The following is a 14,409-nucleotide window of genomic DNA, read 5'->3' as shown; positions in this document are numbered from 1 at the left end:
CAATCAACCAAAAACCAAGAAACAATGTCACTCATCACAGGCCTTCACCACGTTACCGCCATCACTGGCGACGCACAGGAAAATATAGACTTTTACACCGGAGTTTTAGGACTTCGGTTGGTAAAGAAAACCGTCAATTTTGATTATTCAGATGTTTATCATTTCTATTTCGGAGACGAATTCGGAACGCCGGGAACCATTATGACGACTTTCCCGTACGGAAAAGGACTGGTGAACGGAAGACATGGAAAAGGTATGTTGAATACCACCGCTTTTTCAGTATCGATGGAGGCATTGGATTATTGGACGAGCCGTTTGGAGCAGTTTAATATTCCCTTTAAACATCCACAACAGAGATTTTCTGGCGAAGTTTTTATTTATCTGGAAGATTTTGATGGGTTGGGATTAGAATTGGTTTTCAATGAAAAAGATAGCAGAAAAGGCTATTACAACGGATTTATTCCTAAAGATTATGCCATCAAAGGAATTCATCATGTTGAAATCTGGCTGGATGCTTATGAAAGAACGGCGGCTTTACTGACCACGCAGATGGATCATCAATTAATTGCCGAAAGTTCAGACCGATTTAGGTTTGCGACAGAAGATGCGCCGGGAAAATATGTTGATTTGCTTTGCACACCTTCTGCTTTAAAAGGTCTGGCAGGAAGAGGAACCGTTCATCACGTGGCTTTTGCAACACCCAACGCTGAAACTCAGCTTGAAATGATTGAAAAATTAAACAAATTCGGATTGGAACATACAGAAGTGAAAGACAGAAAATACTTCACTTCCGTATATTTCAAAGAGCCAGGCGGCGTTTTGTTTGAAATCGCAACTTCAGGTCCGGGATTCGATGTTGATGAAGAATTGGCTTCTTTAGGTGAATATTTAAATCTGCCATCACAATTTGAAGAAAAAAGAGAACATTTGGTAGAAGTTTTACCAAAAATTAATTATCCGACAGAAAAATACAGATAAAAATGAGTCATATTTTAGATATAAAAACAGGAGGAAAATCATTGAAGGAAGCTGAAAAAGTTTTAATCATGATTCACGGAAGAGGTGGAAGTGCACAGGATATTCTGAGTTTATCACAATATTTAAATGTGGAAGATTACGCGTTATTAGCACCACAGGCAACGAACGGAACTTGGTATCCGCTTTCATTCATGGCTCAGGTTGAGCAAAACGAACCTTGGTTGTCATCAGCCATTGAAACGATTGGAAAAACAGTTCAAACTGCTTTGGATGCAGGCATAAAAACTGAAAATATTTACTTTTTCGGATTCTCTCAAGGAGCGTGTTTAACCTTAGAATTTTTAGCAAGAAATGCTCAGAGGTTTGGTGGAGCAGCAGCGATTATTGGTGGAGTTATCGGTGATAAGGTCAATCGTGAAAATTATAAAGGCGATTTTAATCAAACCCCGATTTTCCTGGGAACGAGTAATCCAGATTTTCATGTTCCCGTTGAAAGAGTGTACGCAACAGCGAATATTTTAAAAGAAATGAATGCTGATGTTACGGAAAAAGTCTATGCTAATTTCGGACATTCCATCAATCAGGAAGAAATGGAACTGGCGAATGAATTAATTTTTAAATAAATAAAAGGGAAAGCAATCGACATAGAAAGCTGAAGCGTTAAGAAAATTAAAATTTAAACCGTTAAAAATTTCCACTGTTTGAGCACGAGGAAAAATCAGAACCGAAGGACAAATGATAAATTCGTGCGAGTTTTGGAAATTTTAGGATTAAATTTTAATTTTTAGCATTCAGATTTCAAGTCTTGACTTTTTGTTTCTTTTGTGTTAAGACAAAAGAAAAATTAAATAAATTATGAAAATCACAAAAATATTCAGCGACGAAAATGGCGACTCTCATTTCGAAGACATCGAAATTCCATTAATCAGTCAGGGTGAAATTGGATTTTTATCTGAAAATATAGACGTTAAAAAATTACAATTTAGAAAAGTTTCTGCCGATTACGATTATGATTTTCATTGCGCTCCACAGAAACAATTTATTGTACTTTTGGATGGTGGAGTAAAGATCGAAACATCATTGGGTGAGATTAGAGAATTCCAAACCGGTGAAATCCTTTTGGTGGAAGATATTTCAGGAAAAGGGCATAAAACCAAAAACCTTGAAAAGAGAGAACGAACGTCACTTTTCATTCATTTATAGAGTAAAGAATTAACCGACATAGGAAGCTGAAGCGTTAAGAAAATTTATTTTTAGCATTCAGATTCCAAGTCTTAACCTTTTTTTTCTTTTGTGTCAAGACAAAAGAAAAATATAAAATATGCACGAACAACTACTTTTAATACTCGGCTTACTCCTCATCGTGATGATGCTGGTAATGCTGGCACAACGAATCAAGATCGCATATCCCATCTTTTTGGTATTGGCGGGATTGGGAATCAGTTTAATTCCAGGAGTTCCGGTTTTAAAACTTGATCCCGAAATCATCTTTTTAATTTTCCTACCGCCTTTGTTGTACGAAGCAGCTTGGTATACATCGTGGAACGACTTTTGGAAATGGAAAAGAACCATCGGATTAATGGCTTTCGGATTGGTATTTCTAACATCTTTAGTTGTTGCGTTTGCTTCACAGGCTTTAATTCCGGGATTCACGGTGGCATTAGGATTTTTATTAGGAGGAATTGTTTCGCCCCCGGATGCTGTTGCAGCAACAACCGTTTTAAAAGGGTTAAAGGTTCCAAAACGTACGATTGCGATGCTGGAAGGCGAAAGTTTGATTAACGATGCATCATCATTAATTGTTTTCAGATTTGCCTTAGCCGCGGTGATGACAGGAATGTTTTCTATGCAGGAAGCAACCGGACAATTCTTCTTGGTTGCTGGGATGGGAGTAGTTGTCGGAATTGTAGGAGCACATATTTTCTACGCAATTCACAGATTTTTACCCACAACGCCGGCGATTGATGCAGCATTAACCGTAATGACGCCCTATATTTTATTCCTTTCTGCGGAGCATTTTCACTTTTCAGGAGTAATGGCGGTCGTAAGTGGCGGATTATTCATGTCATTCCGTTCGCATGAGATGTTCAAAACGGGAGTAACAAGAATTAATATGACAGGCGTTTGGAACACATTAATCTTTGTGATGAATGCTTTGGTTTTCGTCTTAATTGGTCTGGAACTTCCTGATATTATCCATGGTTTAGGAGAAACTTCTTTAATGGAAGGCATTAAATATGGTTTAATTATCAGTTTAATTGTTATTGTTGTTCGATTATTATGGATTTATCCGGTAGCACACGTTCCGAGATGGCTGAGTAAAAAAGTAAGAAAAGACCCGAGCCCGGGATGGAAAAATCCTTTAATTATCGGTTGGGCAGGAATGCGTGGCGTGGTTTCCCTGGCAACAGCATTGTCAATTCCGGTAATAATGAATGATCAGGCAGAATTTCCGATGCGAAATTTAATTATCTTCATCACATTCGTGGTTATTTTTGTAACATTAGTTTTTCAGGGGTTAACCCTTCCTTTAATTATTAAATTAACCAAAATTGGAGAAATTGATCCTATTTTACCATCACACGAGCAGCAGGCAAGTATTCAGATAAGATTGGATAATCTGGCGTTAAGCAGGCTGAACGAGAAATACAAAACAAATATTGAAACCAACAGTCTGGTTGAAAATTTTAAGAATACGATTGAAAATGATATTTCCTTACAGCAAAGTCATCTGGAATCGTTGGAAATGTGTACCAACAGACGAAATGACATCAATGAATATCATCGAATTATGCTTGATATTTACGCACTTCAAAGGAAAGAATTATTCAATATAAAACGTGAAAAATACTTCACCGATGACGAAATCCGAAAAGCGGAATCTCAATTGGATTTAAATGAACTGAAGATTACAGGCAGCAGACACATGTAATTTTGGTTGATGGTTTTTAGTTGATGTTTGTTGGATGATTAATTCTGAATTTTAAAATGAAATTATCATTCAAAATTAAGTAGGGAATCTCTGAACTTAAAATAGATTTCCATTTATATTGAGACAAACGACACACCAAAAACTAGAAACCATCAACTAGCAACTCTCAACCATCAACAAACAACAAATCTTATGAAAACACTCAACTTCCTTGTGATAGGAAAAAATCAGGAAATATTAGAAACTTTAAAAAGAATCATTGAAAATAATGAAGGCTGGAAAGCGGAGATTAAAAGTGATGAAACGATTTGCTATAATTATATTAAAGACAATCAGGTAGATATTGTTTTATTAAGCTCCGGATTGGATGAAGAATTTGAAAATAATATGAAAATTTTTTGTGAAAATTTAGATAAAGATGTGAAGGTAATCGACCATTATGGCGGAGGAAGCGGACTGTTAAAGAACGAAGTTTACACACTTTTTCCTAATTTGCAGCCGTAAACTTAAATTTATGTCTGAAAATATCGTCAAAAATGTCACTCGATTCATAGAACTTAGCGAAAAAGAAGAAAAATTTTTCACAGATTCATTAACACTCCAAACGTTTCCCAAGAAAACAGTTTTGTTGAGGGAAGGTGAAATATGCCAGTTTGAAGGCTATATTCAAAAAGGCTGTGTGAGGGTGTATTACCTTGATGATAACGGATTTGAAGTAACGATATTATTTGCCATTGAAGATTGGTGGATCAGCGATATTGCTTCATTTCAGGAACAGAAACCGTCACGATTATATATTGAGACTTTAGAAGATTCAGAAATATTTATGCTGAATCCTACTACAAAAGAAAAATTATTAACCGAGATTCCGAAATTTGAAAGAGTGTTCAGAATGTTGGTTCAAAGAAATCTTTCAACGCTGCAAAACCGTTTGGTGAACACGATTTCCAAAGCGGCAACCGACCGATATTTAGAATTCATCAAAGTATATCCTTCCATTCCACAAAGAGTCGCACAATATTATATTGCGTCTTATCTTGGAGTTTCCAAAGAGTTTGTCAGCACAATCAGAAAACGTTTAGCTTCAAAAGAAAAATAAATTTCCCACAAAGAAAATATACGCACACAAATTCCCCTCCATTGGAGGGGTGGCGAAAATTTCGGAGAAATTTTTGACGGGGTGGTTACAATATTTATATATTAAACTACCCCGTCTTTTTGTTGCACAAAAATCCGCCCCTTCAAAGAAGGGGAATTTCCACAAAGTTTGCCATCTCGTAGCGAGCTAAGCAATGTTTTAGAAATTATTCTGGAACAATTCAAACCTAGATTCATATATATGACAAATTTTATCATCTATAAAAGCGACCTAGGAAACTGAAGCGTTAAGAAAATTAAAAATTAATCCGTTAAAAAATTCCCCCTGTTCGAAGCGCGAGACAAATTTAGAATCGAAGAAGAAATTTTGAATTCGCGCAAGTTTTGGGAATTTTAGGAATGATTTTTAATTTTTAGCATTCAGTTTCCAAGTCTTGAATTTTTGGTCCTTTTGTTTCAAGACAAAAGGACTTAATTATAAAAAAAAGAATTTATTAAACTAGTTAAATGCCCATCAATTTCAATCTTCCGAAATTTGTAGTATCAAAATGAATAAACAACTAACAGATATGGACAGAAAAGATTTTTTAAAGAAAGGATTATTGGGAACAGGAATGTTTGTGGCATCCGCTTCATTGGGCAATACAATGAAAAACGAAATCGATGAGATCGAGCCGTTGGAACCTATCGGATACAATCATTTACCGAATACCGATTCAAAAATTAAAGATAATTCTGTCATTCATAAGGCAGATTCAAGAGGGAAGGCAGATCATGGCTGGTTGGTGAGCAATCATACCTTCAGTTTTGCCAATTATCACAATCCCGAAAGAATGCACTTTGGCGTGCTGAGAGTGTTGAACGATGATAAAGTAGAGGCGGGAAGAGGCTTCGGAACGCATCCTCACGACAATATGGAAATCATCAGTATTCCGTTGGAAGGCGATTTGGAGCACAAAGACAGCATGGGAAATTCTGCTATTATCAAAAGCGGAGATATTCAGGTGATGAGTGCCGGAACGGGAATTATGCACAGCGAATTCAACAAAAATCAGGATCAGTTGGTGAAATTCCTACAAATTTGGGTGTATCCGAATAAAAGAAATGTTACTCCGCGATACGATCAAATCACACTTGACAAATCAAAAAGTAAAAATAAATTCCAGCAAATACTTTCTCCAAATGCCGATGATGAAGGAGTTTGGATTCACCAAGATGCATGGTTTCATTTAGGAAATTTTGAAAATAATGCCGAAATCAATTATCAGATCAGAAAAAAAGGAAACGGTGTCTATGCTTTTATTTTGAAAGGAAGTGCAGAAATTGAAGGCCAAAAAGTCGAAGAAAGAGATGGTTTTGGTGTTTGGGATATTGCCGATCTGAATATAAAAACAACATCAGAAAACACGGAAATCCTTTTAATGGAAGTTCCGATGACGATGTAATAAAATTAAATAATGAACCTCGTTTCATAATATTGTTGATAGGCTCTCTTTTTAAGGGAGTCTTTTTTATATATTTATAAATATAATATATTTTAATAAAATGAAGAAAAAAGCTATACGCATGTATTGTAATAGTACATTCTTTCAATGTAAATTTACATTCTTGTGTTGTAAAATTACATTCTTCCGATGTGAAGTTACTTTCTTGCGATGTAAGGTTACATTCTTCCATTGTAGAATTGCATTTTTCCGATGTTAATTTACTTTTTCGCATTGTAAAGTTACATTCTTACGTTGTAACTTTACATTCTTCCATTGTAAGATATACTTTTTGCGATGTAATTTATAAAGTGAACGATGTGGAATAGAATTTTCTCTTCATAACATTTTTTTTAACTAAAACTTAATTATCTTAACGCTAAACCCTTAACTAACAACCATCAACCAACAACCATCAGTAAATTAGCAAAATCCAAAAAAAATCCCGATTTTTGCCCTCTTCAATAATTCCGAATATTCATGAAACTTTGTATTGCCGAAAAACCCAGTGTTGCCAGAGATATCGCCAAAGTATTGGGCGCTACCACGCCGAAACAAGGCTATATGGAAGGAAACGGCTATTGTGTAACATGGACGTTCGGACATCTTTGTACCCTGAAAGAACCACATGATTACGGTCCGCAATACAAATCCTGGAATTTGTTTTTGCTGCCGATTATTCCTAACAGCTTCGGAATTAAGCTGATCCCGAATAAAGGCGTGGAAAATCAGTTTAAAGTCATTGAAAAGTTAGTCGAAGAATGTGAAGAGGTCATCAACTGCGGGGACGCCGGTCAGGAGGGAGAACTTATTCAGCGTTGGGTATTGCAGAAGGCCAAATGCAACAAACCCATTCAGCGTTTGTGGATTTCTTCTCTTACCGAAGAAGCGATTAAAGAAGGTTTCGCAAGCTTAAAACCTGCTGAAGATTACAAAAATTTGTATCTCGCAGGAAATGCAAGAGCCATCGGAGACTGGTTGTTGGGAATCAACGCAACACGACTTTTTACGAAAAAATTTGGCGGAAATAAAGCCGTTCTTTCAATTGGAAGGGTACAAACTCCGACGTTGGCGATGCTCGTTCAGCGTCAGAAGGAGATCGATGCTTTTACCACCGAAGAATATTGGGAACTGAAAACCAAATATCGTGACGTTATTTTCAACGCTGCGATTGATCGTTTAAAAACCTTGGAACGTGCCGAAAAAGGTTTGGAATATCTAAAAGTTAATCCTTTTGAAATCGTCTCTTTTGAAATTAAAGAAGGGAAAGAGAAAAATCCGAGACTTTTTGATTTGACCGGACTTCAGGTGGAAGCCAACAAAAAATACGGCTATTCTGCGGAGAATACCTTAAATTATATTCAAAGTTTGTACGAAAAAAAACACGTGACTTATCCGCGTGTTGATACCACCTATTTATCCGAAAGCTTACATCCGAAAATTGAAGGAATTCTTAGAAAAATGTATCCTTATCAGGAACTGATTTCTCCCTTATTGGAAGCTCCGATTCCAAAATCGAAAGCAGTTTTTGATGATGCTAAAGTAACGGATCACCACGCCATTATTCCGACTGAAGTTCCGCCTTCGCAGAATCTGAGTAGGGAAGAAAAGTTGATTTATGACTTAATTGCCAAACGTTTCATCGCTGTTTTTTATCCTGAATGTAAAATTTCAAATACATTGGTAGAAGGAAAAGTAGGCACAATTCCTTTTAAAACAAGTGGTCGACAAATTCTGGAACCAGGTTGGAGAGCCGTTTATGCTAAAGAGCCAAAAGAGGAACCCACAGATAAGGATAAAGAAAAAGAAAAGGAAGAAGAACAGACCATTCCTGAATTTATAGTTGGCGAAACCGGACCACACGATCCGATGATTCACCAGGGAAAAACATCACCGCCAAAACCTTACACAGAAGCAACACTTCTTCGTGCGATGGAAACTGCCGGAAAGCAGGTGGAAGATGAAGAGCTTAGAGAAATGTTGAAAAATAACGGAATCGGAAGACCTTCAACCCGAGCGAATATCATCGAAACACTTTTCAAAAGAAAATACATCGAGAAGAAAAGAAAAAACCTGATCGCTACCCAAACCGGAATTCAATTGATCGATACGATTGAAGATGAATTGCTGAAAAGTCCCGAACTGACCGGAGAATGGGAATCAAAGCTTCGTAAAATTGAAAGTGGTGAATATGAAGCCAATCAGTTTAAGGAAGAATTGATTCAAATGGTGACGGAACTGACCAAAAAAGTGGTTGATGGAAAAGGGAAGGTGATCACGTTATATGAAGAAAAAGAAGAGGTTAAAGAAAAGAAAAAACGCGAACCCGCTGTAAAAAAAGAACTGCAGTCCTGGGAAGAAACCAAATGTCCGAAATGTAAAGAACATCATTTAATGAAAGGCAAAACAGCCGTTGGATGTTCTGATTTTAAAAATTGCGGATTTAAACTTGATTTCGAAATCTTCGGTAAAAAATTGTCTGATAAACAGCTTTTGGATTTAGTTGTAAAAGGAAAAACATCAAAATTAAAAGGTTTCACCACGCATCCTGAAAATATAACAGAAGGTGTGGCTTCACTATCTCCCGGATTTACCGTTTCATTAGCTTAATGGTTGCTGATTGCTTTGTGATACATTGACTTAGGAAGCAGTAGCGTTAAGAAAATTGAAATTTTTAGCGAATGATTCCAGTCTTGAATTTTTGTTACTTTTGTTTCAAGACAAAAGTAAAATTAATTTTCTATCAGATTTTCTTTTCTAAATCATTAAGAGATAATTAAGGAATTAAGTAGAATTAAGAAAATCAAAGATTTTAATTTAGAAGCGAAGCTTAACTTAATATTCTTAACTTCTTAACTCAAATCTTAATGGTTCAAAATAATTAATATAAAATCAACTAATTTTAAACTTCTTCGGAGATTTTCCCGTCATTTGTGTGAATTTTCTGTAGAAATATTCCAGCGTATTAAAACCAGATTCAAAACAGATATTTTTGATATCAATCTCGGGATTATTGATGAGCAGCTGCTTGGCATGTTCTATTCTCAACTCAATAATATATTCCACAGGCGTACAATTATAAGAATGCTTGAACTTTTTAAACAAATTAGCCTCGCTCATTCCGGCGATAGAAGCCAGCTTTTTGATGGTGATCGGTTCGCGATAGTTTTGTTTAATAAAATGAACCACTTCCTGAAGTCCGTTTTGAATATTTTCCGTTTTTTGATTGTGAAGCAGAAGATGTTTGGCATTGGTTTTCATCAATTCGTAAATCAGTTCCTTTAAGCTTAAACTTAAAAGAAAATCTGAGGTACCCTGCATCTTTTCGTCAATCCTCCGGTTGTAAAGATTGGTTAAACTTTGCCATAACGAAACATCAGAACTTACAAACTTTTTCACGGTATTTTCCTGCATCATAATTCCGGTTTTCTCCCAGTCGGGATGCCAGTTTTCGATGACTTCCGAAAAAACATGGTCGATATATTCCTGTTCGATATTTAAAACCAGACATTTGGTCGGTTCCTGAAAAATAGGGTGAATATCAATACTTAATTCTTTATTACAGGGTGGAATAAATACACTTCTTTCCCTAAACTCAAAAGTTTCTTCCTCACTTCTGATGATCTTATTTCCGCTCAGCATTAAAGTGATCACGGGTTTCTCAAAAAAGAATGGGAAATCATGGCATACAACATTGGTTTCAAACACATTCAATTCACCGAAAGGAATGCTGAAAACGGTTCTTTCTTCGATCTTTTCCATTATAGCGTAGAGTTTAAGTTAAAAAATATAGAGAATAAGTAAATGATTTATGTCATGTTTTTGTCATTTTCGGGGTATGTAAAATACAAAATAATTCGAAACAATGTAAAATACTTCATTTGCAAAAGAAACAGCAGCCGTCAATACAGGATTTTTATCGCTAAACCCTTCTACCTTAGAGGTTATCGGGAAAGTAGAAAATACATCAGCAGACGAAATAGACCGTAAAATAGAACACGCAAAAATTGCCCAAAAACAATGGTCAGCAAGGCTGGATTCAGAAAGAAAAGAAATATTGCTGAAGGTGGCAGAAGCGTTACAGCAGAATTCTAAACATCTGGCAGAATGGATTACACGTGAGCAGGGAAAACCATTGAGTGGACCGGGATCTAATTTTGAAATGCAGGCCTGCGTAGGTTGGACTCAAGTTCCGGCATCCTTGGATTTACCCGAGGAAGTTGTTTTTGAAGATGATACAAGAAAAGATATTTTATACAGAAAACCGATCGGTGTTGTTGCAGCCATTGCCCCGTGGAACTGGCCATTGATGATTGCAATCTGGCAGATTATTCCTTCTTTGAGAATGGGGAATACGGTGATTTTAAAACCATCGGAATATACAACTTTCAGCACATTGGAAATGATTAAAGTGATTAATCGTGTTTTACCTGAAAATGTTCTGCAAGTAGTTACAGGAAGGGGAGAAGTGGGATCTTATCTTACTGCACATCCTGAAATCGGGAAAGTGATGTTTACAGGATCTATTGCGACAGGAAAAAAAGTGATTGAAGCATCTGCTAAAAATATGGCGAGGCTGACATTGGAATGTGGCGGAAACGATGCTGGAATTATTCTTCCCGGACTTGACCTTTCAAAACACATCGAAAACCTTTTCTGGGGTGCATTTTTAAATATGGGACAAACCTGTGCCTGTTTAAAAAGATTGTACGTTCATGAAAACGATTATGAAAATGTGGTGAAAGCATTGTCCGATTATTCCGCAAACATTCCGATGGGTAACGGCGCTGACGAAAATAATGTATTGGGACCGATACAGAACAAAATGCAGTTTGATAAAATTCAGGATTTGCTGAATGATGCTGAAAATAATAATGCTGATTTCTTATTTAAAGGTCAAAAACCGGATCAAGAGGGCTATTTTATCCCGATTACACTGATCGGAAATGTAGACAACGGAAGCCGTATTGTGGATGAAGAGCAGTTCGGACCTGTGCTTCCGATCATTAAATATAAAACACTGGAAGAGGCGGTAGAAAAAGCCAATGATTCTGAAAACGGCTTAGGCGCTTCGGTTTGGGGTGATGATCTTGAGGAAGCACAAAAAATTGCAGCTCAGTTGGAAGCAGGCACAGTTTGGATCAATCAGCATGGAGCGATTAACCCTTTTGTACCATTCGGCGGAGCAAAAAAATCAGGATATGGAGTAGAATTCGGTGTGGAAGGCCTGAAAGCGGTTACCATTCCAAAAGTGATCAGTATTAAAAAATAATCAGTATCTCAGAATTAGTCAAAATACAATGGCTAAAAATCTTCGTGTGCTTTGCTAAGCAGAGCGTCTTAGCGAACTTAAAAGCGGTCAGTAGTTAAAAAAAAACTTTGGGGGCTTTGCGTTAAAAAATGATTTTTAGCAAAAAATAGAAAGAATAAATTAAAACTTATGAACTACGATTTTATAGTTGTCGGATCCGGTTCGGCAGGCGCTGTTATAGCCAATAGATTAAGCGAAAACGAAAATATAAAAGTACTTCTTCTGGAAGCAGGAGCGGATGATCATGTTCCTGAAGTTCAGGTGCAGGCGGGCTGGCCGGCGATCTGGAATACAGAGAGAGACTGGGCATATCATACCGTTGCTCAGGAAAGTGCGGGCGGAAATACGAGATATTGGCCTCGGGGAAAGACGTTGGGCGGTTCGAGTTCAATTAATGGGATGATTTATATTCGAGGTCACCGTCAGGATTATGATCACTGGGCTTACAACGGTTGTGTGGGCTGGGACTGGGAAAGTGTATTGCCTTATTTTAAAAAATCAGAAACGCATGAAGAAGGTGAAGATGAGATGCATGGCGGAAACGGACCACTTTTCGTAAGCAGAATCAAACGTCCGAATCCTATTTCCATCAGCGCGATTGAGGCCTGTAAAGAATTAGGTTATCCCGAAACCGATGATTTTAATAAAGAAATCTGGGGTGCCGGACTGAATCATCTGAGCGTTGGAAAAGATGGCTTGAGATGTTCTACTGCAAAAGCGTTTTTAGATCCTGCAAGATCACGAACTAATTTGGAAATTCATACACATGCATTGGCTCAGAAATTACTTTTTGAAGGTGATCGATGTGTTGGAATTCAATATTTAAAAAATGGGGAACTGGTTGAAGCAACTGCGGATAAAGAAGTCATAGTTTCATGCAGAACGATAGAATCTGCTAAACTTTTGATGCTTTCCGGAATTGGTGATCAGGAAGAATTGGAGACTGTGGGAATTTCCGTGGTTAAAGATTTGAAAGGGATCGGAAAAAACCTTCAGGATCATTTGCTGACGAGTGTTATTTTTAAAGCTAAAAAAGAAATTCCGGCTCCCGAAGCTAATCTTTTGGAAGCTCAATTATTCTGGAAAAGTAAGGAAGAAATGGTTTTCCCGGATTTACAACCTTTATTCATGGGGCTTCCGTATTACAGTCCTGGGTTTACCGGACCTGAAAATGCGTTCACATTTTGTGCCGGGTTCATCAGACCTGCAAGTCGAGGATATATTAAATTAACTTCTTCAGATCCATTCGTTTCTCCTGAAATAGATCCAAAATATCTTTCTGAAGAATCTGATCTTGATGCTTTGTATCGATGCGTGGAAATCTGTCGCGAAATGGGAAGAACCGAAGCAATGAAAGAATGGAATGATGGTGAAATTTATCCGGGTGAAGGCAAAACAAAAGAGGAAGTGATCGATTATATTAAAAAATCGTGTTCTACTTATCATCACATGACAGGAACCTGCAAAATGGGAATCGACAGCCTTTCGGTGGTAGATCCTCGATTAAAAGTATACGGTATCAAAGGTTTAAGGGTTGCCGACGCATCCATCATGCCCGATGTCGTTTCCGGCAATACCAATGCTCCAACGATTATGATTGGCGAAAAAGCCGCTGATATGATAAAAGAAGATTATGGTCTGAAAACACAAAATCTTTCCGAAAATTTTTCTTTGGCTTAGATAATTTTAGGTAAAACAAATGGCTGTTCAATGATTTGATAGCCATTTTTATTTGGAAGCTTTTTGACTTCGTCGAATTATCATTTTATCTTTTTTTAGGAGCAATTTGATTCCATCGAAAAGCAGTTTATATTTTTTTATTTGAAGCTTTTTCCCGCTCTTCGCACTCGCTATTTTTTAGGGATTCGGTTCGGGCTGGCTTTGCCAGCCCGAACCGAATCCCTAAAAAATGAGCTCAAACAAATGCTGCGATCGGGGCTATGGTTGCGGTTCCGTTTTTTCAACTGTTGAAAAATAACTACAAGTTTGTCATTCTGTAAGAATTTGACCAATTTTTTTTCAGAATAATACTAATTTTTGTTATCAATTCGAAATCAAATTGTTTCATAGCCATTACCTTTGCATCACATAAAACTGAAATATGACTCCAGAAAAGAAACAACTAATTACTGATAGCTTCAACCGCTCTGAAACACTGAAATTCTACAAAGCAGAATTGCTGGAAGTAGATACTGATTTTATTTCTATGAAAATCCCGAAGATGGATTTAATGACCCGAAAAGCAGGAATGTTCAACGGAGCCATGATTGCCTCTTTGGTAGATGTTTCCTCAGGATACGCTGCGGTGAGCCATTATCCGGAAGATTGCTATGTCGTAACAGTGGAACTAAAGGTTAATTATCTGAGACCTGCCATTGGTGATGCGTTGGTTTCAAAATCGTATGTCATAAAAGGTGGAGCAAAAATAAGCGTTATCCGAACAGAAATTTATACCGTAGATAAAAACGGAGTTTCTGAAAGTCATGTCGCAACCTCACTGGTTACCATGATGAAAATTAAATAAATATCTGTTTTGTTTGGTAACAGGATATATAATACGAAACGTAACGGGTTTTCAAAACCCGTTACGTTTTATAAGTAAGAAT

11 protein-coding genes and 1 pseudogene are annotated in these 14,409 nt (G+C 37.0%); 11 read left to right on the top strand and 1 reads right to left on the bottom strand.

Annotation, left to right across the window (positions count from 1 at the left end; translation table 11 throughout):
* Positions 1–24: 24 nt before the first annotated feature.
* The 8 genes from OXQ85_RS20415 to OXQ85_RS20380 all read left to right on the top strand — a co-directional run bounded on the left by OXQ85_RS20415 (position 25) and on the right by OXQ85_RS20380 (position 9,102).
* Complete coding sequence (locus OXQ85_RS20415; protein WP_267406966.1) at positions 25–978, top strand: VOC family protein; 954 nt, start codon at positions 25–27, stop codon at positions 976–978.
* Positions 979–980: 2 nt separating this feature from the next.
* Complete coding sequence (locus tag OXQ85_RS20410) at positions 981–1,601, top strand: dienelactone hydrolase family protein (RefSeq protein ID WP_267406964.1); 621 nt, start codon at positions 981–983, stop codon at positions 1,599–1,601.
* A 232-nt stretch (positions 1,602–1,833) separates the two neighbouring features.
* Positions 1,834–2,181 carry a hypothetical protein gene (locus OXQ85_RS20405; RefSeq protein WP_267406962.1) on the top strand — a complete coding sequence of 116 codons (348 nt, stop codon included), beginning with the start codon at positions 1,834–1,836 and terminating at the stop codon, positions 2,179–2,181.
* A gap of 118 nt (positions 2,182–2,299) precedes the next feature.
* Positions 2,300–3,910 carry a Na+/H+ antiporter gene (locus tag OXQ85_RS20400; protein WP_267406960.1) on the top strand — a complete coding sequence of 537 codons (1,611 nt, stop codon included), beginning with the start codon at positions 2,300–2,302 and terminating at the stop codon, positions 3,908–3,910.
* A 192-nt stretch (positions 3,911–4,102) separates the two neighbouring features.
* The gene (locus OXQ85_RS20395) at positions 4,103–4,414 is read left to right on the top strand and encodes a hypothetical protein (RefSeq protein WP_267406959.1); all 312 of its coding nucleotides are present in this window, start codon (positions 4,103–4,105) and stop codon (positions 4,412–4,414) included.
* A gap of 10 nt (positions 4,415–4,424) precedes the next feature.
* Entirely contained in the window at positions 4,425–5,009 is a 585-nt protein-coding gene (locus tag OXQ85_RS20390) for a Crp/Fnr family transcriptional regulator (protein ID WP_267406957.1), read from the top strand.
* A gap of 547 nt (positions 5,010–5,556) precedes the next feature.
* On the top strand, positions 5,557–6,453 hold the full coding sequence (locus tag OXQ85_RS20385; RefSeq protein WP_267406955.1) for a pirin family protein: 897 nt from the start codon (positions 5,557–5,559) through the stop codon (positions 6,451–6,453).
* 519 nt (positions 6,454–6,972) lie between these two features.
* Positions 6,973–9,102, top strand: coding sequence for a type IA DNA topoisomerase (locus OXQ85_RS20380; protein WP_267406953.1), 2,130 nt, complete (start codon positions 6,973–6,975; stop codon positions 9,100–9,102).
* Positions 9,103–9,384: 282 nt separating this feature from the next.
* Here the strand turns inward: OXQ85_RS20380 and OXQ85_RS20375 are convergent, their stop codons facing one another.
* Positions 9,385–10,254 carry an AraC family transcriptional regulator gene (locus OXQ85_RS20375; RefSeq protein WP_267406950.1) on the bottom strand — a complete coding sequence of 290 codons (870 nt, stop codon included), beginning with the start codon at positions 10,252–10,254 and terminating at the stop codon, positions 9,385–9,387.
* 157 nt (positions 10,255–10,411) lie between these two features.
* Here OXQ85_RS20375 and OXQ85_RS20370 point away from each other — a divergent pair.
* The 3 genes and pseudogenes from OXQ85_RS20370 to OXQ85_RS20360 form a co-directional block, all read left to right on the top strand.
* Positions 10,412–11,764, top strand: a pseudogene (locus OXQ85_RS20370) (aldehyde dehydrogenase family protein); the annotation flags it as partial.
* Between the two features lie 168 nt (positions 11,765–11,932).
* Positions 11,933–13,483, top strand: coding sequence for a GMC family oxidoreductase N-terminal domain-containing protein (locus OXQ85_RS20365; RefSeq protein WP_267406949.1), 1,551 nt, complete (start codon positions 11,933–11,935; stop codon positions 13,481–13,483).
* Positions 13,484–13,904: 421 nt separating this feature from the next.
* Positions 13,905–14,327 (top strand): PaaI family thioesterase, encoded by a 423-nt coding sequence (locus OXQ85_RS20360; RefSeq protein WP_267406948.1) that lies wholly within the window; start codon positions 13,905–13,907, stop codon positions 14,325–14,327.
* The last annotated feature ends 82 nt before the right edge of the window (positions 14,328–14,409 follow it).

Source organism: Chryseobacterium sp. GM_Chr_2, assembly GCF_026540445.1.
Lineage (GTDB): Bacteria > Bacteroidota > Bacteroidia > Flavobacteriales > Weeksellaceae > Chryseobacterium.
The sequence above is the reverse complement of the archived record's forward strand: the minus strand, read 5'-3'. Positions and strand labels throughout refer to the sequence as shown.

What these genes read in the sequence shown, in the direction of transcription:
- OXQ85_RS20415 (WP_267406966.1), top strand. Translation starts at nt 25, where the DNA reads ATGTCACTCATCACAGGCCTTCACCACGTTACCGCCATCACTGGCGAC.
- OXQ85_RS20410 (WP_267406964.1), top strand. Translation starts at nt 981, where the DNA reads ATGAGTCATATTTTAGATATAAAAACAGGAGGAAAATCATTGAAGGAA.
- OXQ85_RS20405 (WP_267406962.1), top strand. Translation starts at nt 1,834, where the DNA reads ATGAAAATCACAAAAATATTCAGCGACGAAAATGGCGACTCTCATTTC.
- OXQ85_RS20400 (WP_267406960.1), top strand. Translation starts at nt 2,300, where the DNA reads ATGCACGAACAACTACTTTTAATACTCGGCTTACTCCTCATCGTGATG.
- OXQ85_RS20395 (WP_267406959.1), top strand. Translation starts at nt 4,103, where the DNA reads ATGAAAACACTCAACTTCCTTGTGATAGGAAAAAATCAGGAAATATTA.
- OXQ85_RS20390 (WP_267406957.1), top strand. Translation starts at nt 4,425, where the DNA reads ATGTCTGAAAATATCGTCAAAAATGTCACTCGATTCATAGAACTTAGC.
- OXQ85_RS20385 (WP_267406955.1), top strand. Translation starts at nt 5,557, where the DNA reads ATGAATAAACAACTAACAGATATGGACAGAAAAGATTTTTTAAAGAAA.
- OXQ85_RS20380 (WP_267406953.1), top strand. Translation starts at nt 6,973, where the DNA reads ATGAAACTTTGTATTGCCGAAAAACCCAGTGTTGCCAGAGATATCGCC.
- OXQ85_RS20375 (WP_267406950.1), bottom strand. Translation starts at nt 10,254, where the DNA reads ATGGAAAAGATCGAAGAAAGAACCGTTTTCAGCATTCCTTTCGGTGAA.
- OXQ85_RS20365 (WP_267406949.1), top strand. Translation starts at nt 11,933, where the DNA reads ATGAACTACGATTTTATAGTTGTCGGATCCGGTTCGGCAGGCGCTGTT.
- OXQ85_RS20360 (WP_267406948.1), top strand. Translation starts at nt 13,905, where the DNA reads ATGACTCCAGAAAAGAAACAACTAATTACTGATAGCTTCAACCGCTCT.